Source organism: Virgibacillus byunsanensis (assembly GCF_042675965.1).
GTDB lineage: Bacteria > Bacillota > Bacilli > Bacillales > Amphibacillaceae > Virgibacillus_R > Virgibacillus_R byunsanensis.
On record NZ_JBHTKJ010000035.1, the window covers coordinates 87,520 to 108,808 of the forward strand.

Genomic DNA, 21,289 nt, shown 5'->3' on the forward strand with positions numbered 1-21,289 from the left:
CTTAATGATTTATAGTTTATTACCGATACTCTGTGTCAATCGATCTAAAATAATGGCTAGTACGACGATTGCTAATCCCGCCGCTAGGCCCAGACCAACGTTTACGGTTGATATGCCTTTTAATACTTGAGCCCCTAAACCAGGTGCTCCAATCATGGATGCTACAACAGCCATGGATAGTGCAAGCATAATTGTCTGGTTGATTCCAGCCATTATGGTCGGTACCGCCAATGGAAGTTGTACTTTAAATAACAATTGTTTCCTTGTTGATCCAAACGCCCTAGATGCCTCGACGATTTCTTCAGGCACATGTTTGATCCCTAAGCTTGTGAATCTGACTGCTGGTGGCGTAGCAAAGACGAAAGTTGCAATCACAGCTGGGACACCACCAAGCCCAAATAATAGAATAGCTGGTATTAGATATACAAATATAGGCAGCGTCTGCATGAAATCTAAAACGGGTCGGGTAATCTGGTCTACAACTTTATTGGTTGCACTGAGAATACCAAGGGGGACTCCGAGAATGATAGATATGATCGTGGAGACAATTACAATTGCCAGTGTCTGCAGAGACTCAGGCCACAAGCCAACAGAACCCAAGTATAGTCCACCAATTAATGCAAATAGCGCAAGACCTTTACCAGATAGCTTCCATGCCAATAAGACTACGACAATCGTAATCAACTCAGGTGGGATGGCAACCAAAATATTGGTAACACCCTCCACAAATGATCTCAAGATCAAGCTGATTTGGTTAAAGAATCCACTGAGTTCTGGTAATAGCCAATTATTCACAAACGAGTTTGTCCATTCCTCTAATGGGAAGTAAAAGTAATTCATGTGGACACCTCCTCATCTTTTTCCTTGCCAAGAACCAATCCAGAAAGAATGGATACCCTGGAAATGATCCCGATTAATACCCCATCATCCAATACCGCAATCGGATATTTTGCATCTGCAGCAACTCCTAGCAGACTATCCAACGGTGTATCCGGAGAAGTTGTATGAACATCTTCAATCAGAAATTCATCTATGGCTATATGTTCTTTATATGCTTTAATAGCGTCATCAATCGTCAGTAATCCTTTGTATTTCTTTTCTTTATCAACAACAAAGATACTGGATGCTCCGACTTCTTCCATTTTTCGTACCGCTACGCGAGGACCATCTTTATACGATATCAACACTTCAGGTTTTCGCATGACGTGTGATGCTTCTAGAACTTTGGAACGGTCAACATCTTTCACAAATTGGGAAACATAATCGTTTGCCGGATTTTCAAGGATTTCTTCAGCAGTTCCAATCTGAACGATTTCGCCGTCCTTCATGATCGCAATCCGATCACCCAATTTGAGCGCTTCATCCAGATCATGGGTGATAAATAGAACCGTTTTGCCTAACCTATTTTGTAATTTCAATAGTTCGTCCTGCATCTCGGTACGGATAATCGGGTCCAACGCACTAAATGCTTCATCCATTAGCAAAATATCGGTGTCGTTGGTAAGTGCACGGGCAAGCCCCACACGCTGCTGCATTCCACCACTTAATTCACTTGGTTTGCTATTTTCATAGCCCTTTAATCCAACATCCTCAATGGTTTTCATGGCTTTCTCATTACGTTCTTCCTTACTAATGCCTTGGATTTCTAACCCATATGCCACATTATGTAGGACAGACCGATGTGGGAGCAGACCAAAGCGTTGAAAGACCATTCCAAGCTTTTGCCGTCTAGTATGGATCAACTGTTTCTGATCCATTTTGGTGACATCCTCACCATCAATGCGTACTTCTCCTTCTGTTGACTCTATTAATCTATTGACTAATCTGATCAGGGTTGACTTCCCGCTTCCAGAAAGACCCATGATCACAAATATTTCGCCTTGTTTAACTGTAAAAGAAGCTTTGTTTACTCCAACGGTCATACCAGTTTCCTGTAATATGTCCCCTTTTGACTTTCCGCTTCCTAAATGTTTCAGCCCTTGTTGAGGATGAGAACCAAATATTTTCGTAAGATCTTTCACTTCTATTTTGTTCATAAAAATTCTCCTCGTTTTATTCCTTCTTTTTCTTTATTCCAATTCGTCTTCCTGCTTGTTTAGGTAATTCCAATTGGTTATGTTCGCTCCATATCTTCTGGACTTTCGTTACTACTGGCTCCGGAAATGGTGCAGGCTTACCTTGCAGCGTATCCATTCCCATCAGCATTTGTTCACTGGTCGCCAGTATTTCATTTTCATTGTTGGTTAAGTAAAAGAAGACATGCATTCGTTTTGCGTCCGTATCCAATAATTGCATGGTTACATGAAGCTCTTCGTTCTCATGTGCTTCCTGTAAATAACAAATATGGGTTTCTAACGTAAACATGGTATAGGACAGGCTATCTCGTGCATCCGCATCCAGACCGATAAAATCTATCAACCGATCAACAGCAATACTGAATACAACTGCATAGGCCGAGTCGTTCATATGGCCGTTATAGTCGACCCACTCCCTGTGGACTAAAGTCTGATAACGAAACGATTGATTCTCCATGGTCATGCTCCTCCTCTATTGCCCACTCTTTGCAAGGCTTCTTGACTCCGGCCAATAATCTTCAACCAGATCAATGAGCTTTACTAAAAATTCATCACGGCGATCTTCCATCTTGGAAACAGACATATCTCCGGCATGGCTTTCACAGCCCTCGACTACTTTTTCCTTTAATTCATCTGTTAATTCAGGTGCCTCGAGCTTCGTCCATGGTAGTTTTAACGCCGGTCCAAATTGCTCCAGCATATGACGCATCCCCTTCTCGCCACCTGCTAGATGGAAGGTTAAAAATGGTCCCATCTGTGCCCAGCGTAATCCTGCACCATACACAATAGCGGCGTCCACTTCTTCGGTTGTGGCAATGCCATCGTTAACCAGGTGCAACGCTTCCCGCCAAAGGGCTTCCATCAACCGGTCAGCAACATGTCCTTCAATTTCCCGCTGTACCACCAATGGTTTCATTTGAATAGATTCATAGAATTCAACTGCTCGATCAATTGTCGTTTGCTCTGTTCCTTGACCTCCAACGAGTTCGACAAGTGGCAGAATGTTAACCGGATTAAATGGATGCGCAACAATTAAGCGCTCCGGATGTGTTAGATTCTCCTGTAAGGTACTTGGTTTAATACCTGATGTGCTAGATCCAATAATAGCTTCTGGGTTAGCATGCAGATCGATTTCTTCCAATACCTTTTTTTTCAAATCTTCCCGTTCAGGAACGTTTTCCTGAATCACATAAGCGTCTTTGACAGCTTCTTCGATGGTGCGAACGAATGTGATGCGGTTACGTGCCGCCCCTTCAGCAAGCCCTATTTCCTCCATCGATATCCATGCACGTTCTACATTTTGATGGGTACGTGCCTCTGCTCCAACAGCTGGGTCAAATGCAACCACATCATACCCATTTGCTAAAAAGCGGGTGATCCATCCGTTTCCAATTACCCCTGTGCCGATGACGGCTAGTGTTCGTTGTTCGTTTTGATGCATTTTTGTTTCCTCCTTAAGGGGTTCTCAAACCATATTGTTTTCGTGCTTCTTCTGGTGTCATAATCTCTATATCGTTCTCATGCAACGTGTTCACTGCTTTTTCTACGAGCTGGTCGTTACGAGCTAGTACGCCCTTTTTAAGGTATAAATTATCCTCTAGGCCTACACGAACATTTCCACCAAGCATTGCTGTCTGTACAGCTATGGGATGTTGCATTCGTCCAATCCCAAATGCTGACCAATGCGCATTTTCCGGAAGACGATTTTTTAAATATAATATCGTCTCCGCATCCGCTGCTGCCCCCCACGGGATGCCTAAGCAGAATTGAAACATGGGATCCCCATCAATAAGTCCTTCATGTATTAATTGATTAGCAAAACGCAGGTGCCCGGTATCAAAACACTCAAGCTCAGGCTTTACACCACTTTGCTGTACCAGTTTTGCTTGCTTTCTTAACCAGTCAGTGGGACTCATATAAATCATGTCGCCAAAGTTCGTACTCCCGCAATCGAGTGTGCACATCTCCGGCAGTAGTTCCCCAACTGGTTCATGACGTTCTTCCGGTCGCTGTATGTCTGTACCATTGCCTCCAGCAGCAGGTGTATCCAAACTTGGTATAAAGTCACCGCCACCACCTGAGGTTATATTGATAATGACGTCCGTTTCAGATTCTCTAATACGATCGACAATTTCACGATAATGATCCACCTCATGACTAATTCCACCAGTATGCGGATCACGAGCATGAACGTGTGCTACAGTTGCGCCAGCTTTTGCAGATTCAATAGCAGCTTCAGCGATTTCTTTGGGTGTTACTGGAACGTGCGTACTTTTACTGGTTGTATCTCCCGCACCTGTCACCGCTGCAGTTAACATGACCTTTTTACTCATATAAATTCTCCTCTCTTGTAAAGCGTTATATTTATGTACCATCCGGACGGTTTATGTTCACAAGTGATACTATACCATCCAGACGGTTTATATGCAACAGCCTTTTTGTCAGGAAAATATCACCAATTAATTTGTGCAGTACATAAAAATAGTCCAAAACCGTTGATGAATCTAGGGTATTGGACTATTAAAAAATCCATTAGAAAACTTGGCATTCGTAAAAGGGATTCTTGGTACGTACTTTGCTTTCTTAGAAACCCTTATGCTTTGGAGTGCAAACCTTTATGGCGAATGACCTAGTTGCTCTTATGCAAATAAGAAAGTTTTATTTGCTAAAAAAATACCATCCTGGGTGATGGTATTTCCTAAAACGTTCTATTCATTTGCCCAATCCATTAACATTTTATAAATGGTTTCTTTCTTTTCTTTCTCAATATGATGTATATCAAAAAGCTCTGCAAGCCATATTCCATCTGTTGCCAATCGTATAATGGTAGCCTTGACCGGATCAAGTCCGTCGTTTTCGATCTCTTCCTGCCACTCCGAATACAGGTGACGAATTGGATCTAGTAATTCAGCATTAACAGCTTTTGCAGCCAGCAATCCAGAGTTCATATCTTTATTTGTGTAGGTTTGGTTAAATGTGACATTAACATAGGAACGTGTCCATTTCCCCTTATCAGTTGGATCGATTTCAGTATTATGGACTATTTTCTCTTTATAATTGTTCGTAAGATGATCAACCATTCCCTTTACCAACGCTTCTTTAGAAGGATAATGATAGAGCAAACCACCTTTGCTAATACCCGCTTGTTTAGCTACAGCATCCAGTGTTAAATTAAAAATGCCCTGTTCGCTGACAATATTCGAGGCAGCATCAAGGATTTCCTGCTTTCTTGAATTTCGACCCATTTCAATCCCCTTTTCTAGTAATGGAGGTACATGCAATATTACTATACTACCCGGACGGTTTTTTTGCAAATCCTAAAATAGTTAATTAAATCCGTATTTCATTGGCGGCATTATACTATTTTAACTTGGTTTATCGTTTCAATTAACTTAAAAATATGCAAATACTGATAAATTTCATATTTCGCTGATAAAGTAGCCAAAAGTGCTGATAAATTCCTAAAAGTGCTGATAAAACATCCATAAGTGCTGATAAATCTTCAAATTCGCTGATAAATTATATCCGTGCCCTATTCATAGTTCTGATTTACCGCCAAATCAGAAAATCAACCACGTTCAAGTTAGATGATTACGGCCACTGAAATGTACCACTTGTGACATACTTTTTACCACTGAATGACAAAGAATGTACCAGTAAATGCCATGCGTTTACCACCTAATACCTTTGTATAATTAATGAGCACACCTATGGGTGTGACATTATTATATGGAGGTATTTTTTTATGATCCATTATCAAAAGATATTGGAATTAAACGATGAGGGAATCAGTCTCAGAGGCATTGCCGCAAGTACCGGTAACTCTCGTCAAAAAGTAACAGAGATCATCAGCTTGGCTGAAAAGAAAGGATTAGTGTTTCCGTTAGACGAAGAAATGACGGATCAATGGATCGAGGAGTTTCTCTTTCCAGAGAAAACTATGGAGGGTTCTGGACGACAACCATTGAAACTTGATTATATTCATGAAGAGTTGGCGAAGCCTAACGTGACGCTTTCCCTTCTCCACCATGAATACGAAGCTGAGTGTCGTGCGAATCAAAAGATTCCTTACTCGTATCGCAGTTTTCTGCGACATTACAGTAAATATGCCGATAAGTATAAAGCCACTTTACGTATCCGTAGAAAACCAGGCGAAATCATGGAGGTTGATTGGGCAGGATCCACATCCTTCATCATTGATAGAGATACTGGCGAGAAGGTAAAAGCGTATGTTTTCGTTGCGACACTGCCTTGTAGTCAATTTTCGTATGCAGAAGCCACGTTATCGATGGATTTACACTCATGGATAACCGCACATAACCATGCGTATAAGTATTTTGGTGGTACCACACAAATTATTGTGCCAGATAACCTTAAAGCGAGCGTCACGAAACATACTACACGTGAGTTAGTGTTAAACCCAACTTATAGGGAAATGGCAGATTACTATAATACTGTAGTCATGCCTGCACGGGTGCGCACACCAAAAGATTATTCCGAAGTTTTTATTATCCCGAATTACGGCTGCTATTGTTGATAATAACAGCCACAAATTCTATTATCTTCGGGATAACTATAGACAGACGGTCATGCTATTTCAAACCACAAAGTTTTAATATCATATCCTCATTACCTTCCCAAACTGGGATCTCACTAGTTGAGTTGCTATCCAGTTTGGCTGCTTTTTCAAGGGCATCCCTTATCATGGTAGTGTCGGCCGAGGCATAGATGCTCGTTGTTGTAGAACTTTCATGTCCAAGGAAATCTTTTATATAAGAAAGCGGGATACCTGATTGATATAAATGCATCGCCCGGCTATGTCTAAATAAATGTGCATGTACCTTTTTAGGGACTTCTGGACAGGTAGTCCTTGCTTGTTCGGCATATTTTTTTATGAATACAGAGGCATTATCGGGGGACATTGCTCCCTTTTTCCCTTTAATTACAGTATAAAACAGATAGTCATCGGTGTTTTCTAAACCTGTTGAATGAAATATTTTTAGATATTCTTTTAAATGAAGAATAGTTTTCTCCATTAAAGGAACTGCCCTAACCTTATTTCCCTTGCCAGTAAGATAGATGCATGGGATATCCAGATCGAGAGAAATATCCCGAAGCCTTAGATTAAGGATTTCCTGTATACGTCCACCAGTATCATACATGACTATCATAAAGAAACGGTTCCGCAGACCGAGTTTGTCTTTTACATTAGGCTGTGTCAGAATTGTTTTCAACACTTTCTGCGACATATATGATACTCCCTTTTTCATCTCCCGAAGAGCTGTTATGTCCTGAATATCCATGTATATTGCTGTAAGCGAGGGTTCTTCAATTGTACAATAATGCAGAAAAGATTTTAGTGCAGCTAGCCGTTGATTTCTGGTAGAAATGCTACAGTTTCTCGATGATTGAAGCCATTCTAGGAATTCGTACACCAAACCATGATTAATCATTTCGAAAGTAATCTTAGTAAAAGGAATCTTCTTTTGATCCGACAGAAAAAGCCGTAAGAGATTTATAGTATCCCGATATGCTTTGATTGTGTTAAGGCTATAACATTTATTTCTTGGCAAATACACCGTCAGGAAGCTGCGGACATATTTAAAAAAGGTACCTTCTATCGACTTATTCATAATCCACCTCCGGAAGGAGGTTTTCAGATATTCCCCTGGACTTATCGCGGAACACAGGGAAGAACTCTGGAACCAGATGCAGGTAATAATCTGTATCTATCTGATTTTCGTGACCTAGATACATGCTTAGATATGGAAGATATGCATTGATATCCTTCCCTCCCTTCACCCACTGGTTCAGCCGGTTAACGGCAAAAGTATGGCGGAAATCATGAACTCTTGGAGGATTTCCTGTGCATGTCTTCGCTACGGTAAGGTTATCCCAGAATAAATGAAACCAGTAGTTTATCAGGCTACGATTATAGAAGTTTCCTTTCTGATTTGGGAAAAATGCAATTCTATTAGGATAATGGAATTGGATTCTTTCATCGTACATCTTACATAGATGTAACATATCGTCAGACAAATATATGATTCTATCTTTATGACCTTTCGATTCCCGGATAAATACAGACCCCAATTTAAAATCCACATCTGACACTTGAAGCATTCGTGCTTCAGACGACCGAAGCCCGCAACTATATAGGAGCCTAAAAAGTACCGGTATGACTAGATGTCGACCTGGACTAAAAGCGCTCACCTGACAGGCATCTACTGCCTTAAAAAATTTAGACAGTTCCTGACTTGTAAATATGTGTGGTACATAACGTATTTGCTTTTTCGGTATATTGGAAGATAAGACATAAGCATCAATTCCGATAGTGTTCATATATTTTGCCAGCTGTCTTATAGGTGTAATTCTACGCATAAGCCCATTTTGGTGTTCATTTTCTTTTAATGATGCCCAGCTCATGACAATGTCAGAGGTTAATGTATGTTCATTAGGAAAATATTTTATGCAATATTTATCAAACGTGCGTAAGATCCTTCCTGAACTGACATAAGGGTATCCAAGAGACTGCTTCTGTTCAACCAGACCTTCTATATAGATCCTGAAATTACTATTATAAGGATACTTCATAACAGTTCCTCCTTTGTCACTTCAATACCTTGAAATGTGAGAGCACATGCCTTCAAATGTTTTTCATCTGTTGAAAGATATACCTTGCTGGAGGACATGGAGCCATGTCCCAATGTATTGGATATCACAGGAAGTGATATTTCCTGTGAAAGCATTCTTGCAGCCACAGTATGGCGGAAAATATGAAATCCTTTCCGCTGATTTCCTGACTGCCGGATGTCCGCCTTTTTCATGATGCTACAACTGATGGCATAACAGTTGGAACGAGATAATTTTGTGTATGGTGCCTGGTATCTCAGAAAAACATAGGGAAGACTGCTTTGAGGTCTTGCATTTAGTATATAGTCAGACAATGCATTACCGATATCTGTAAGAATAGGTAACATTAAAGGCCTTCCGTTTTTCTGTTGTACGATGGCGATTGTCTTATTCCGCCAGTCAATGCTGGATATTTCTAAATTTGTAATGTCAATGCTTCTAAGCCCTGTGCGCATTGCCAAAAGCACCATGGCATAGTTACGCTTTCCAATACAGGTGGAACGGTCGATTGACTGAAGTAGACGGTCTTCTTCTTCCTGTGTAATAGTTGGTACAACAGCGGTTCTTCTCGAACCGCTGCTTGGAACTGCCAGAACTAATTTTTCTTTAGTCGCACTTTCTTTATAGAGATATTTCAAAAAGGACCGAAGTGCAGATAGTACAGTTCGCATACTGGTGCTTTGGTAAGATCTTGCTATATAAGGAATAAAACTTCGAACGTCATCGAGCCGGAGATCAGATATATTTTTATTGAGTTCTAAATGTACATATTTTAAAAACTGCCTCGAAAGTGTCTCATAACACCTGCGTGTCCCATTACCTTTTCCGGAACGGATAAGTTCTTCCACATAATCGGCTTGCAACTGCTTCATTTCGATGGAAAGAGGGCTGTTGGCATCCGCAAAATGGAATTTCCAGCTATAACTGCCTGTTTTCAGAACTTCAAGAAGAATCAGCACAGAAAGGCGTCTGAGTTTATAACGCCAGTTCTTAATCAGTCCTTTGTCAAGATTATCCTTCGACTCTAATACAAAACGATTTGCCAATTCCTCGGAAAAGTATGATTGCCCGTTTGATTCAAAAAAATGAGTCAGTTCATCCCATGCCAATCCATACTGATAGACTGTAGATGCACTATGTTGGATTGGTTTTATTGCCCCCTTAGCTTGGGTAATCAATTCTGTCATTAAAATTTCTTTCATCTTTTCGCCTCCATAATTATATTTGGGAACATCCCGATTTAATTATGAAGTGGGTGGAAAAAATGAACAACAATTATCCCGAACATTTAACTCCCTTAACGTGATAAATAAGGAAAAGCAGTTAAATGTTCGGAATAATAAAAACTTCGGAATAATCCTTGTTATCAAGAATTCAGGATAACAAGGATAAAGCCAGTGTAGAAGGTTCAGTTAATGTCATCTCTACATGGATCATTGCAGCCTTAAGAAATACACATTGTTTCAGTATCGATGAATTAAATGAAGAAGTTTGGAAGAAGTTAGCTGAATTTAATGAACGTCCCTTTACTCGTAAAAAAGGGTGTCGTCTGTCGGCATTTGAGGAAGAGGAGAAATTCGCACTTTCCCCTCTACCATCAACGCCTTACAAAATGTCTGAATGGAAAACAGCGAAAGTACGTCCTGACTATCACATCTCTGTCGATAGTATGTTTTATTCTTTGCCATATGAGTATATCAACCGAGGGGTAGATGTGAAACTTTCAGACGACCTAGTTGAAGTTTATTTCAATCATATGCGGGTAGCTTCCCATAAACGATTATATGGGAAATTCGGCCAATTATCTACTATTCGTGATCATATGCCTGATAATCATAAGTTATTTGTGGACCAAACACCAGAAGCTGCATTTGAATGGGCTGAAAGTATGGGAGCTTCCACATTGACTGTCGTTAAATATATTCTAGATACTTCTCAAACTGAAAAACTAGCGTTACAGTCAATATTTTCTTTAAAAAAGTCTGAGCGCCGTTATACCAAATATGAAATTGAACGTGCATGTAAAATGATTATTTCTATGACAAAAAGGCCTACGGTTAAGAGTATTCAAACCATCTTAAAGAGCAATAAAAAGAATGATGCCGAGCAAGAAATGAAACGCAAAACAGAAACTAGTGAAAATAATTTTGGCTTCACAAGAGGAGCTCATTACTATGGAGGAACAGACAAATGATGAATGATCAAACGCTTTCTAAATTACACGAAATGAAGTTGAATGGAATGGCGGAATCCTATAAAGAGCAAGCATCAAACAAGGAGTTTCAAAAGATGAATTTCGAAGATCGATTTTCTTTACTCGTTGATTTAGAGCATTCCCGTCGGAAGAGCAATAAGCTTCAACGCTTGATAAAAACAGCTACTTTTTTAAATTCAAATGCCTGTATTGAAGATATAGAATACCACGAGGACAGAAGATTAAATAAAGAAATGATTCTAAAATTGGCTAGCTGTAATTATATACAAGACAGTCATAATATCATATTGAAAGGAGCCACTGGCTCAGGTAAATCATATATAGCAAGTGCATTCGGAGTAGCTGCTTGTCGTCAATTTTATAAAGTGAAATATATTCGCCTACCGGAACTATTGGATGAATTATCACTCGCAAAATTAGCTGCAGACGGAAGCTACCGGAAATCTATTAAAATATACACGAAGGTTGACCTACTCATACTTGATGAATGGTTACTGACAGATTTATCAACCGATGAAGCAGCAATCATACTGGAAATCACAGAAGCTCGCCACAAGTTAGCTTCTACTATTTTTTGTTCACAAATCGACCCTAGTGGATGGCATATTAAATTAGGTAATGAAACGATAGCAGAAGCTATTTTAGACCGAATTATCCATGACTCCTATCAAATCCTGATAGATGGAGAAGTCTCCATGCGTGAGCGCCATGGGTTAAGTGGAGAAATCTGATATGACAATTATGACGAAAAAAGACCTAAGGGAGTTGGAGGAATACTTCTACTGTGTCGGATACAAGCACTGGTATCCGTTCCCCAAGGAACTAGAAACGCAGTTGATGGACACCTATGGAAATGAACCCTTTCCTCATGAATGGAATGAACAGGACATTTTTGAGGGTTCTAGAAAAATAATTATAAAGTACTTTAAAAACAATTCTAATTAACAACAATGTAAAAGAAAAGCCCTACAGTTTATGAAACTAGTAATCTGTAGGGTTTTATGATGGTTGGTAAAGGTGTTGGCATTGTGTGGTAAATTCAGTGGCGAACACTGGTAAAAAACATGGCAAGGGTGGTAAAATCACGTGGCCGTAATCAAGTTAGAAATTACATGAAATTTTCCGTATGAAATTAATTCCTATGCAACATTCTCAAATGGGTCTTTTCGGTAAAGACCTCTTCAATCCTCCCAAACTACTACCGAATACTCACATTAATACTATGATCTACCACATACCTAAATCGAATCGTTTCCTTCTCATTTGTCGGAACTTCTACTAGGAATTCTATCGTTTTCGTATCTGGGTAGTTTCTGCAATCTCGCTGAATTTCAATACCAGTTACGGTAGAGAAAAAAACTATGATTTGAAAAACAAAATCGAGAAATATTAAGAAATAATGATCCATCCTGCACATAAAGCAAGATGGATCTTATTGTTTAATTAGCTGCAATTCATCATTTTTACTAAAAACATGGTGCATATTAAAAGTATTGTTCAATTTTCTAATGACTGAGATATTTATCTTTCTCTGTGGAACGGCTTTTGGATTTAATTTTTCTATCTTTGCTTCATACGTTTAAACTCTACCTTATCACCGGGTTTTAAATTATTGAAGATTTCTTCACCATCATAATAACGCCAACCAGCAATATAAAAGTCTAATTCAAAATGATTATCGTTTACATATATCGGGTTTACAAACTCATAAGAGTCAGTTGCTAATCGACCGCCAGTTGCTTGCAACAAATCCATTTCTGTGTAGTCTTTAGGCAATCCTAATTCTTGTAACAGATCATCAAAATCAGGTCTTCTTCTATCGGAGAGCCAGCATTCGAAAGGCACAGAAAGTCGATTCGATGAATACGTTCTATCCGTATACGGGAAAGCTAAATGTGGTTTATATCCTTTTTCTATAGCTTCACTTAGTTTTCTTCTATAACCATTTTCATGAATTAAATTACCTACATGATATCTCTGACGCGTTTTAGTATTTTGCCAATATCATAACGATTAAAGTCCTGATGCAGCCGAAAAAATAACGTAACCCAGAGTAAAATAGATAAACGTAATGAATCATCAAATTCCAGAACCAGCCTAAACATTCACAATTAGATCCATTGCATTTCGGTATTTAGGTAAAATCATTTTTCTTGTAACAAGGTTTCTGGAAAATTTCCCTCCCAAGTGGTTTTAAATCATTCTATGATTATTGCGGACAGAATGAGCCAGCTGTGCGGAGTTTTGAGCCACCACTTGTGGACGATTAAGCCAGTAAGTGCTGAGTCGAGAGCCAATAGGACTAAAGAATAAACAGCTATTAGAAACGTAGAAGCCTCCAATAGCTGCTGCTTATCTTATTTAAAGCGTTTCCCGTCTAGTTGTTTATCAATGATTTCAAGAGCTGAGCGAACAAGTTCAACATGGTCCAATTTCTCTTCATCCAGCCAGCCACATGGAGGTAATAGTTTCTCTTTTACTTCCTGCATTATGTCATCAGGTAAATACATATGAAAAAATACTTAGCTATACGGATTTCCACTTCTTCAGAAAGCATTGAGATATCTCCAATCCATGACGCTCTCTCATCGAAACTCCCCCGTCAACTAGTATTTTTTAGAAATAAATCCGGATGGTGATAGGCACCCAAAATTACTTATATAGTTGTCTTTATATTTAATAATACTTTTTTGTCTTCTTCTCTTAATAGGTCATCTTGATATTTATTTGAATCTTGAATCCAATTAGCTTTATTCATAGCCCATTCATATTCATCTGTTGTTTTATCTAGTTCAGCGGAAATGTATTCTTTGATTAGGTTCGAATTAAAATAGTTCATCGAATTATTCAGCAAATCCTGAGTTCTTTTATAGTCTTTTTCTCGCCGCTTTCTAAGTAATTCTCTCTCCTGTTCTTCTTTCAATCTTTTCTTTTCCGCTATTATATAGGATTTTTCTTCTTCATCAATGATTGATGGAAGTGAAAATATGTTTAAGAATACTTTTCTTAATAAATCTTCAGCCGTCATAGTTTTCGTTTGTTTCATTAACTTTTCATTTTTACTCCAATTACGCCAATACAACTTGTAACCTACTTCAACAATTATTTTTCCTGTTGTTTCATACTTAAATGTGTTGTAAGTTGAATACTCTTTATCATCTGGTGAGAACATTATTTTTTTACAGGGAATTTTAAAGTTTAATAAGATAGTATATTTTTTATACAGTACTTGTGTTTCATCAAACTTACTAACGATTTTTGCTCCTGCCTTTTCAAGTGCTTTAAATAAACTATCGATAAAAGGTAAAATTTCTGGAATGATTTCACCAGAAGCTGACTTAATTCTTAATTTATCTTCTCTATATGATTGAGTTTTTTTGCGGTATTTCACTATTTCCCTATGGGGTTTACTAGATAAATTTTTATTAATATTTAACATGTTATAAATATCAGTTAAATTTTCTTGATCAGATTCTAAGTATGAAAAATAGGTCGGTTTTTCCTTTTCTTCTTTCTTTATAGATGAAACGACATTTTTTTTCAGTAGAGGTACTAATGGATGTTTTGTCATTTACAGCTGTTATAATTTTTTTAGGTGCTACTGCATTTTGTTTTTTAGCTTTTCCAAGAGCAATTATTCGATTATCATTTGGATTTGGTAGTAGTGGTTGGACTGGCTTCTCATTCCCCATATGTAAACTACTCCAATAAGATGCTGTAGGTAGTGGCATATCATTACTAGTACAAGCATTTTTCAATTTATTATATGGAACATTTAGTTCTTTAGCTGTTTTAGTAATTCCTATACTCCACAGTTTTTCATATAAATCATTCCTAGAGATTGATAGCATTCTTTTTTCCCTCTCCTCATCCTTTACTTCATTTTATATTCATAGGAAATTTCAGTCAATTTAAAACAAAAATAAGCCCATGCCTGTATTGACATGAGATCGAAAAGTTTTATATAAGCATCAAGTAGTACAATCCTTCTAGCAATCTATAGCTCATGAGAAAATGATGTAGGTTATTCTCTTCCTATATCTCTGGCTCTCAAGTCCGCAAATGGTGGCTCATTTTATCCGCAATCACTGGCTCAAAACTCCGCACCCGTGGCTCAATTCATCCGCAATATTCAACAACAATCTGTCATTGCTTATAACAAGAAAAATGAAAGTGAACCTTTTGGCTTTGATAAGCATTTTGCCCCGACCTGTTTCAGGGAACACTCGTACCGTTATGATAGTTTTGATGGCAAATACGAAACGTTGAAATACACTAGACCAAAAGAGTGCAGTGATTGTCCTCTAGCAAACGAAGGTATCTGCCAAAAGGTTTATAAAGTAAAAATCACAACAGATCTCAGAAGATATACAGCACCAGCACGAGGATCAAAAGCATGGAAAACAATTTTCAAACGCCATAGTGCAGTTGAACGCGTCAATGCTTACTTAAAGGAATACTTTCAACTCAACAATGTTCGTAATCGTACAGGTAAACGTGCAAAAGTTGACTTTGACATCGTAACGCTTATTTATAATGCTTCAAAATTGGCTGCAGATCGTATCAATACACTGTTAAATCAGCAACAAGCTGCTTAAAATAATTTTTTAAACTGTATTTTTAAAATTCTGTAGGTCTTTATATTTTTAAAAAGAGCAATTATGAAATTGATTCATATTCGGAAAAGAAGAAGATTCCTAATTAGTTTATTTATTGGGTTCGAAGGATTTTTTATATTGCATTAATTTGTAATTAAAGAATATAAGGAAAATATGTGTGAGGAAATAAACCAGTTTATTCTTAGTTGATAATACTAAATATGATTTTGTTTTTTACTTATCAGAGAAGTGTATAATGAGGAGTTGCTTAAGCTTTTTTTTAATATACTATTCACAGTCACAATTAGTTCACTTGTTAGCTAACTTCTCTTTTAACGGACACATTCAACCCTATTTATTATTTTCTTCAAAAAACTTGAATGTGTCCATTAGTTTATATTGAATAGTCGTGAATTAAATAACTAAATTAATTGTAATTTATTTCTTTTTGTAACTTTAAAAGTGATTTATCTAGTATCTCTAAAATTTCATCTATCTCTGTATTATTAACAGTTAATGGAGGGGCTATAATAATGTGCTGACCTAATTTGCCTTTTTTTGCACCTGAACCCGGATAAAGTACTAAACCATTTTCCATTGAAATTTGATTTAATCTTTCTGAAACTTTTTCACTTGCCTTAAAATCTTTATCATGATCTCTATTAGGTACAAACTCCAAACCAATTAACAGCCCCTTACCATTAATGGATTTTATCATTTTATATTTATCGTAAATTTGATTTAGTCCTTTTAATAAGTATTCACTTTGAATATTACAGTTGTAAAGAATATCATTTGATTTATAGTAATTTATAGCAGCTAGTCCGGTTGCAACTAAAACAGGGTGCCCACTATATGTAAAACCATGTTTAAATATCCCATTACTATTTTCTAGAATAGCTTTTACAATATCATTATGAACAATTATTCCTCCTAAAGGTGCATATCCCCCAGTTACTCCTTTACCAAATGTAATAATATCTGGTATTACATCAAAATATTCTATCGCAAAGTTCTTTCCAGTTCTACCGAAACCTGTCATCACTTCATCAATTATTAATAACAGATCATTTTTTTTACATATATCTTTAATTCTTTTAAAATATTCATATGGTGGGACCATAGCACCCTGTTGACTGCCTACTATTGGTTCACAAATAATAGCTCCTATATTTTCAGCACCATAATTTTTAATTAAACTCTCTAGTTCGTCAATATAATTAGTTAACGACATATCTTCATTATCTGTGATTGGTGAATTAATATGAGGATGTTCATATAGCAAAGCAGAAAAGGACGTTCTTCTTTTCAGATCCCCACCTATTGAAAGGGTACCTAATGTATTGCCGTGATATGATTGCCATCTACCAACAATTAACCTTTTAAATTCATTTCCCCGATCTTTGTGATATTGATGAACTAGTTTTATAGCACTTTCATTTGCCTCAGATCCACTACATGTATAGAATACCTTTGAAAAATTTTTGGGTGCTAAATCTATAATTTCTTTAGATAATTTATATAATACTTCAGTTTCAAACCTCAGTGAGTGAACAAATGCAGCTTTTTTTGCTTGTTGATTCATAGCATCAGTTATTTGTGTCACTCCATGTCCAAGATTGGCAGCTACAGCTCCACTACAACCATCAATAAATTTCTTACCACTACTTTCATAAAGATAAACACCCTCAGCACGGTCAATAATTGGATATTCAAGATTTAAATTTCTGTGAAAGACATGATCATCTTCTTTACTTATATTGATTTTAATTACCTCCTTTCCCAAAACTGGTATGTTTAGTCTTGACAGTTTTCTATAACTGTTGCTGTACCTTGTCCTCCTGCTATACATGCTGTAGTGAGTCCATATTTTAAGTTGCGTTTTCTAAGTTCATGAATTAGCGTTACAAGTATCCTAGTACCTGTACACCCTAAAGGATGCCCTAATGCTATTGAACCTCCATTAACATTAACATGTGTGTTATTTATATCCCATTCTTTTAAAACTGCTAAAGTCTGCGCTGCAAAAGCTTCATTTAGTTCGATTAAGTCCATATCCTTCAACTGTAAATTAGCCATTTTGAGGGCTTTTTGGGATGCAGGTAATGGTCCTAATCCCATTTCTTTTGGATGAACACCTGTGGACGCAATACCTTTTATCCTAGCAAGTATTGGCAGATCTAGCTCTCTCGCTTTCCTTTCACTCATAACTGTTAGTAAAGCAGCTCCATCATTTCGACCTGATGAGTTACCTGCAGTTACAGTACCGTCCTTACTAAAAACTGGTTTTAATTTAGATAACTTTTCAATACTTGTGTTTCTTGGATGTTCATCTTTAGTTATCAGGCTAAAGCCATTTCTATTATCTATTTCAACTGGAACAATTTCGTCATCAAATCGATTTGTTTTAATTGCATTCAATGCTTTCAAATGACTATTTAGAGCGTATTCATCTTGTTCTTCTCTACTTATACTATATTTGTTCGCTAAATATTCTGCTGTGTCACCCATATTAAACTCCCCATATATCTCTTTAGGCTGTGAGTTAGGTTGACTTTCAATATTAGAGTCATAAAATGTAATATTCCCCGCTTTATGATTTAAGAATCTATTGCCCATTGAGTAGTATGGTGCTTGTGACATACTTTCAACTCCTCCAGAAAGTACCACTTCTGATAAACCACTATTTATTAATAGAAATGCCTCATGAACAGACTGCATTCCTGATCCACATTGTCTATGAACAGTGTGTGCCGGTACGTTCTCTGGAATTCCAGAAAGCAAAGATGCAACTCGAGCTATATTAGGAGCATGTGAATTCTGCTTAGTTTGGCCTAAAATAACTTCTTCTACATGCGATTTGTCTAAACCGAGATTAGCAAAAGAATTTTTAATAACATTTGATATGAGCTTCTCAGCACTCACTTCTGACAAACTACCATGCAATTTTCCTATGGGAGAACGCAAAGCATTTACAATAACTACCATTTTAAACCCCTTTCTATTTCACTCTAAATTTAACTCCTGTTTTCTTAACAACTTCTTCTAAGGAGCTATTTTTATCAATCTCTTTTAAATAAATTCCATCTTCATCAAAAGAAAACGTAGCAAGTTCTGTAACAATCATATCTATTTTACGTAGAGACGTTTGTGGATACCTTAATTTATTTACAATTTTAGGTTTTCCATCTTTTGTAGTATGAGTCGTAGCAACAATAATCTTTTTTGATCCTTCAAGTAAATCCATTGCACCACCTACACCTAAAACTGCTTTTCCAGGCATAGCCCAGTTTGCAATTAAACCTTCTCCCGATACTTGTATAACACCCAATACCGACACATCGATATGGCCACCCCTGATCATAGAAAATGAAAAACTACTATCAAAAAAAGATGCCCCATTTACAATTGTAACTGGCTTTTTGCCTGCATTAACCACATTCATGTCTATTTCACCCTTAGATGGAGATTTGCCTACACCTAATATTCCGTTTTCAGAGTGAATAAAAATCTTACTTGTATCTATAAAATTAGTAACTAATGTTGGAATACCTATACCAAGATTAACAACATCACCCTCATGTAATTCTTTTGAAACTCTTTTGGCTATATGCTCCTTTATGTTCATCAATTATTCCACTCCCTTACTTTCAATTACGTAATCAATGAATATATGTGGAGTTACTATTTCTTCTGGTGATAGGTAGTTTTCATTATCTATTTCCTCTACTTCTGCTATAACTATGTCAGCAGCTGTTGCCATAATCGGGTTAAAGTTTCTTGCCGATTTATTATAGATTAAGTTTCCTAGTTTATCAGATTTCTTTGCCTTAATTAATGCTATATCCGCATTCAAGGGTTTTTGAAATACGTAGTCTATTCCATCAATATTTCTTATTTCTGAATTTTTTGAAAGACTTGTTCCAGTACTAGTTTTTACATAAAACCCACCAATTCCAGCTCCCCCTGCCCTTATAGACTCAGCCATAGTTCCTTGAGGTAATAATTTAATTTCTAATTCATTTTTATTATATGCTTCTACAACATCTTTATTTGTAGTAAAATAGGATCCTATCCCTTTTCTTACCTGTTTATTAATAACTAGTTTACCTAGTCCTTTACCTTGCTCGCCTAAGTTATTGCTTATAATAGTTAGATTTTTAGCTTCTGATTTCGATAGTAGGTCTATAAGTGTCAATGGGCTTCCTACTATACCAAAACCACCAACCATTATTGTTTGATTATCTTTAAAGATTTGTAATATTTGACCTGTAGTTATTTGTTTATTCATTTTTTCACCTCAAAATAAAGCTTGATAATTAGTTTAGATATAAGCATTCTTAAAGTATTCTTAACTCTAAACAATTATCAGGTATAAAATGATAATTATGAATAGAGGATACCCATTCATCTCAGATCATCCTGTAATTTTATAATTTATTAACTGTGTAAGAGATTTTCGAAGAAGTGATATTAATTCATCGATTTCATCTTTACTAATTATTATTGGTGGTGCAATCATAATGCTATCACCATAAACACCATAATGAAACTTTTGGCTAGGATATACAATTAATCCATTCTCAAAACAAATTTTCACTAAATTATTAGTAACTTTTAATTCTGGATCAAAAAATGACATCTCTTTATTATCACTAACCAATTCAAGACCCCACATAAAACCTTTACCTCTCACATCACCAATAATAGAAAATTCATCAGCCAACCTTTTCAATTCACCTTCTAAATAGCTTGATAATTTCTTCACATTGTTTAATAAGTCATGTTTAATAATAAATTTAAGTGTGGCTAAACCCGCTGAAACACTCACTGGATTACCGCTGTGAGTAAAACCATGAACAAACCTACCACTTCCACTTTTAAATGCTTTATAAATCTTTTCATGAACTAATACTGCTCCTAGAGGAGCATACCCACCACTTATCCCTTTTGCAGATATAATAATATCCGGTTTAATTCCCCAATGATTACAAGCAAAGTATTCGCCAGTTCTTCCAAATCCACTCATTACTTCATCGGCAATCATGAGTATATCGTACTTTTTACATATTTCAGAAACTACTTTGAAATATTCACTTGGTGCTATTACAGCACTGGCAGATGAGCCTATAATTGGTTCAAACACAAAAGCTGATATTGTTTCAGGACCTTCTCGTAAAATCATTTCCTCTAATTCTAATGCGCACTTTACCTGGCAACTTGGATATTCTAAACTCAAAGGACATCTGAAACAGTTTGGTGGATTAATATGATGAACTGGTATTAGATTTGGCTCCTGGGGTCTTCTCCATTCTGCATATCCCCCAACACTTAATGCCCCTAGTGTATGTCCATGAAAGCTAGTCCATCTTGCAATAATTTTATACTTTGAACTCCTTCCTCTTTCCAACTGATATTGCCTACTCATTTTTATTGCTGTATCTAAGGCTTCAGATCCACCAGAGACAAAATAGCTATATTTTATTTCTCCTGGTGTAATTTTTGATAGTTTGCTTGCGTATTCTTCTAAGACAATCGTCCGAAATTGACTAGTATGAGCAAATGAGATACTTTTCATTTGCTCATACATACTGTCAAATATCTCCTTTTGTCCATGACCAACATTTGCTACTAAAGCTCCTGAAGAACCATCTAAATACTTTTTTTTATTACTATCATATATATAAATCCCTTCTCCTCTTGATGCTATTGGATAATTCTTATTTAAATCTCGATAAAAAACATTAGATGTTGATGTCAATTTAAGC

23 protein-coding genes and 1 pseudogene are annotated in these 21,289 nt (G+C 36.8%); 5 read left to right on the forward strand and 19 right to left on the reverse strand.

Translation table 11 applies throughout. The features are described from left to right. Positions 1–9 precede the first annotated feature (9 nt). The 6 genes from ACFQ3N_RS13440 to ACFQ3N_RS13465 form a co-directional block, all read right to left on the reverse strand. Entirely contained in the window at positions 10–840 is an 831-nt protein-coding gene (locus ACFQ3N_RS13440; protein ID WP_390363048.1) for an ABC transporter permease, read from the reverse strand. After that, positions 837–2,036, reverse strand: a complete 1,200-nt coding sequence (locus ACFQ3N_RS13445; RefSeq protein WP_390363049.1) for a quaternary amine ABC transporter ATP-binding protein — start codon at positions 2,034–2,036, stop codon at positions 837–839. The genes ACFQ3N_RS13440 and ACFQ3N_RS13445 overlap by 4 nt, the downstream gene beginning before the upstream one ends. A gap of 16 nt (positions 2,037–2,052) precedes the next feature. Beyond that, the gene (locus ACFQ3N_RS13450) at positions 2,053–2,532 is read right to left on the reverse strand and encodes a thioesterase family protein (RefSeq protein WP_390363050.1); all 480 of its coding nucleotides are present in this window, start codon (positions 2,530–2,532) and stop codon (positions 2,053–2,055) included. 15 nt (positions 2,533–2,547) lie between these two features. After that, positions 2,548–3,516 (reverse strand): 3-hydroxyacyl-CoA dehydrogenase NAD-binding domain-containing protein, encoded by a 969-nt coding sequence (locus tag ACFQ3N_RS13455; protein WP_390363051.1) that lies wholly within the window; start codon positions 3,514–3,516, stop codon positions 2,548–2,550. Positions 3,517–3,529: 13 nt separating this feature from the next. Continuing rightward, complete coding sequence (locus tag ACFQ3N_RS13460) at positions 3,530–4,408, reverse strand: BKACE family enzyme (RefSeq protein ID WP_390363052.1); 879 nt, start codon at positions 4,406–4,408, stop codon at positions 3,530–3,532. A 375-nt stretch (positions 4,409–4,783) separates the two neighbouring features. Beyond that, positions 4,784–5,389: a TetR/AcrR family transcriptional regulator gene (locus ACFQ3N_RS13465; RefSeq protein ID WP_390363053.1), complete on the reverse strand. Its 606-nt coding sequence runs from the start codon at positions 5,387–5,389 to the stop codon at positions 4,784–4,786. 431 nt (positions 5,390–5,820) lie between these two features. Here ACFQ3N_RS13465 and ACFQ3N_RS13470 point away from each other — a divergent pair, with 431 nt between their 5' ends. Beyond that, positions 5,821–6,612: an integrase catalytic subunit gene (locus ACFQ3N_RS13470; protein WP_390363054.1), complete on the forward strand. Its 792-nt coding sequence runs from the start codon at positions 5,821–5,823 to the stop codon at positions 6,610–6,612. A 55-nt stretch (positions 6,613–6,667) separates the two neighbouring features. Here ACFQ3N_RS13470 and ACFQ3N_RS13475 read toward each other — a convergent pair whose 3' ends face one another. The 3 genes from ACFQ3N_RS13475 to ACFQ3N_RS13485 are packed head-to-tail and all read right to left on the reverse strand — an operon-like array spanning position 6,668 to position 9,910. Further along, positions 6,668–7,708, reverse strand: coding sequence for a tyrosine-type recombinase/integrase (locus tag ACFQ3N_RS13475; RefSeq protein WP_390363055.1), 1,041 nt, complete (start codon positions 7,706–7,708; stop codon positions 6,668–6,670). Next, positions 7,701–8,669 (reverse strand): tyrosine-type recombinase/integrase, encoded by a 969-nt coding sequence (locus ACFQ3N_RS13480; protein WP_390363056.1) that lies wholly within the window; start codon positions 8,667–8,669, stop codon positions 7,701–7,703. The genes ACFQ3N_RS13475 and ACFQ3N_RS13480 overlap by 8 nt, the downstream gene beginning before the upstream one ends. Beyond that, entirely contained in the window at positions 8,666–9,910 is a 1,245-nt protein-coding gene (locus tag ACFQ3N_RS13485) for a tyrosine-type recombinase/integrase (protein ID WP_390363057.1), read from the reverse strand. Before ACFQ3N_RS13485 ends, ACFQ3N_RS13480 begins: the two co-directional genes overlap by 4 nt. Before the next feature lie 158 nt (positions 9,911–10,068). Here ACFQ3N_RS13485 and ACFQ3N_RS13490 point away from each other — a divergent pair, with 158 nt between their 5' ends. Genes ACFQ3N_RS13490 through ACFQ3N_RS13500 form a run of 3 tightly spaced genes read left to right on the forward strand, consistent with a single transcriptional unit; the run spans position 10,069 to position 11,868 of the window. Further along, entirely contained in the window at positions 10,069–10,902 is an 834-nt protein-coding gene (locus ACFQ3N_RS13490) for a Mu transposase domain-containing protein (RefSeq protein ID WP_390363058.1), read from the forward strand. Then, positions 10,899–11,654 (forward strand): IS21-like element helper ATPase IstB, encoded by a 756-nt coding sequence (istB, locus tag ACFQ3N_RS13495; RefSeq protein ID WP_390363059.1) that lies wholly within the window; start codon positions 10,899–10,901, stop codon positions 11,652–11,654. Before ACFQ3N_RS13490 ends, istB begins: the two co-directional genes overlap by 4 nt. Before the next feature lies 1 nt (position 11,655). Then, positions 11,656–11,868, forward strand: a complete 213-nt coding sequence (locus ACFQ3N_RS13500; RefSeq protein ID WP_390363060.1) for a hypothetical protein — start codon at positions 11,656–11,658, stop codon at positions 11,866–11,868. A gap of 253 nt (positions 11,869–12,121) precedes the next feature. Here ACFQ3N_RS13500 and ACFQ3N_RS13505 read toward each other — a convergent pair whose 3' ends face one another. The 5 genes from ACFQ3N_RS13505 to ACFQ3N_RS13525 all read right to left on the reverse strand — a co-directional run bounded on the left by ACFQ3N_RS13505 (position 12,122) and on the right by ACFQ3N_RS13525 (position 14,774). Further along, complete coding sequence (locus ACFQ3N_RS13505; RefSeq protein ID WP_390363061.1) at positions 12,122–12,331, reverse strand: hypothetical protein; 210 nt, start codon at positions 12,329–12,331, stop codon at positions 12,122–12,124. Positions 12,332–12,483: 152 nt separating this feature from the next. Continuing rightward, positions 12,484–12,768, reverse strand: a complete 285-nt coding sequence (locus ACFQ3N_RS13510; protein ID WP_390363062.1) for a hypothetical protein — start codon at positions 12,766–12,768, stop codon at positions 12,484–12,486. A 512-nt stretch (positions 12,769–13,280) separates the two neighbouring features. Beyond that, on the reverse strand, positions 13,281–13,433 hold the full coding sequence (locus ACFQ3N_RS13515; RefSeq protein ID WP_390363063.1) for a hypothetical protein: 153 nt from the start codon (positions 13,431–13,433) through the stop codon (positions 13,281–13,283). 146 nt (positions 13,434–13,579) lie between these two features. Then, positions 13,580–14,494 (reverse strand): hypothetical protein, encoded by a 915-nt coding sequence (locus tag ACFQ3N_RS13520; RefSeq protein WP_390363064.1) that lies wholly within the window; start codon positions 14,492–14,494, stop codon positions 13,580–13,582. Continuing rightward, positions 14,391–14,774: a hypothetical protein gene (locus tag ACFQ3N_RS13525; protein WP_390363065.1), complete on the reverse strand. Its 384-nt coding sequence runs from the start codon at positions 14,772–14,774 to the stop codon at positions 14,391–14,393. The genes ACFQ3N_RS13520 and ACFQ3N_RS13525 overlap by 104 nt, the downstream gene beginning before the upstream one ends. A 255-nt stretch (positions 14,775–15,029) precedes the next feature. On the opposite strand from ACFQ3N_RS13525, the pseudogene ACFQ3N_RS13530 reads away from it, so the two are divergent. Next, positions 15,030–15,521: pseudogene (locus ACFQ3N_RS13530) on the forward strand (transposase); the annotation flags it as partial. A 427-nt stretch (positions 15,522–15,948) separates the two neighbouring features. On the opposite strand, the gene ACFQ3N_RS13535 reads toward ACFQ3N_RS13530, so the two are convergent. The 5 genes from ACFQ3N_RS13535 to ACFQ3N_RS13555 all read right to left on the reverse strand — a co-directional run bounded on the left by ACFQ3N_RS13535 (position 15,949) and on the right by ACFQ3N_RS13555 (position 21,282). Continuing rightward, positions 15,949–17,307 carry an aminotransferase family protein gene (locus ACFQ3N_RS13535; protein WP_390363066.1) on the reverse strand — a complete coding sequence of 453 codons (1,359 nt, stop codon included), beginning with the start codon at positions 17,305–17,307 and terminating at the stop codon, positions 15,949–15,951. Between the two features lie 11 nt (positions 17,308–17,318). After that, positions 17,319–18,509, reverse strand: a complete 1,191-nt coding sequence (locus ACFQ3N_RS13540) for a thiolase family protein (RefSeq protein WP_390363067.1) — start codon at positions 18,507–18,509, stop codon at positions 17,319–17,321. 13 nt (positions 18,510–18,522) lie between these two features. Then, positions 18,523–19,149, reverse strand: a complete 627-nt coding sequence (locus ACFQ3N_RS13545; protein WP_390363118.1) for a 3-oxoacid CoA-transferase subunit B — start codon at positions 19,147–19,149, stop codon at positions 18,523–18,525. Positions 19,150–19,152: 3 nt separating this feature from the next. Then, positions 19,153–19,812, reverse strand: a complete 660-nt coding sequence (locus tag ACFQ3N_RS13550; RefSeq protein WP_390363068.1) for a CoA transferase subunit A — start codon at positions 19,810–19,812, stop codon at positions 19,153–19,155. Positions 19,813–19,938: 126 nt separating this feature from the next. Then, positions 19,939–21,282: an aminotransferase family protein gene (locus tag ACFQ3N_RS13555; protein WP_390363069.1), complete on the reverse strand. Its 1,344-nt coding sequence runs from the start codon at positions 21,280–21,282 to the stop codon at positions 19,939–19,941. Between the last annotated feature and the right edge of the window lie 7 nt (positions 21,283–21,289).

Bases quoted from the DNA above. Each gene is read 5' to 3' on its own strand.
- ACFQ3N_RS13450 (WP_390363050.1), bottom strand. From the start codon at position 2,532: ATGGAGAATCAATCGTTTCGTTATCAGACTTTAGTCCACAGGGAGTGG.
- ACFQ3N_RS13540 (WP_390363067.1), bottom strand. From the start codon at position 18,509: ATGGTAGTTATTGTAAATGCTTTGCGTTCTCCCATAGGAAAATTGCAT.
- ACFQ3N_RS13485 (WP_390363057.1), bottom strand. From the start codon at position 9,910: ATGAAAGAAATTTTAATGACAGAATTGATTACCCAAGCTAAGGGGGCA.
- ACFQ3N_RS13525 (WP_390363065.1), bottom strand. From the start codon at position 14,774: ATGCTATCAATCTCTAGGAATGATTTATATGAAAAACTGTGGAGTATA.
- ACFQ3N_RS13500 (WP_390363060.1), top strand. From the start codon at position 11,656: ATGACAATTATGACGAAAAAAGACCTAAGGGAGTTGGAGGAATACTTC.
- ACFQ3N_RS13480 (WP_390363056.1), bottom strand. From the start codon at position 8,669: ATGAAGTATCCTTATAATAGTAATTTCAGGATCTATATAGAAGGTCTG.
- ACFQ3N_RS13515 (WP_390363063.1), bottom strand. From the start codon at position 13,433: ATGTATTTACCTGATGACATAATGCAGGAAGTAAAAGAGAAACTATTA.
- ACFQ3N_RS13520 (WP_390363064.1), bottom strand. From the start codon at position 14,494: ATGACAAAACATCCATTAGTACCTCTACTGAAAAAAAATGTCGTTTCA.
- ACFQ3N_RS13445 (WP_390363049.1), bottom strand. From the start codon at position 2,036: ATGAACAAAATAGAAGTGAAAGATCTTACGAAAATATTTGGTTCTCAT.
- ACFQ3N_RS13440 (WP_390363048.1), bottom strand. From the start codon at position 840: ATGAATTACTTTTACTTCCCATTAGAGGAATGGACAAACTCGTTTGTG.
- ACFQ3N_RS13475 (WP_390363055.1), bottom strand. From the start codon at position 7,708: ATGAATAAGTCGATAGAAGGTACCTTTTTTAAATATGTCCGCAGCTTC.
- ACFQ3N_RS13505 (WP_390363061.1), bottom strand. From the start codon at position 12,331: ATGGATCATTATTTCTTAATATTTCTCGATTTTGTTTTTCAAATCATA.
- ACFQ3N_RS13455 (WP_390363051.1), bottom strand. From the start codon at position 3,516: ATGCATCAAAACGAACAACGAACACTAGCCGTCATCGGCACAGGGGTA.
- ACFQ3N_RS13550 (WP_390363068.1), bottom strand. From the start codon at position 19,812: ATGAATAAACAAATAACTACAGGTCAAATATTACAAATCTTTAAAGAT.
- istB (WP_390363059.1), top strand. From the start codon at position 10,899: ATGATGAATGATCAAACGCTTTCTAAATTACACGAAATGAAGTTGAAT.
- ACFQ3N_RS13460 (WP_390363052.1), bottom strand. From the start codon at position 4,408: ATGAGTAAAAAGGTCATGTTAACTGCAGCGGTGACAGGTGCGGGAGAT.
- ACFQ3N_RS13545 (WP_390363118.1), bottom strand. From the start codon at position 19,149: ATGAACATAAAGGAGCATATAGCCAAAAGAGTTTCAAAAGAATTACAT.
- ACFQ3N_RS13470 (WP_390363054.1), top strand. From the start codon at position 5,821: ATGATCCATTATCAAAAGATATTGGAATTAAACGATGAGGGAATCAGT.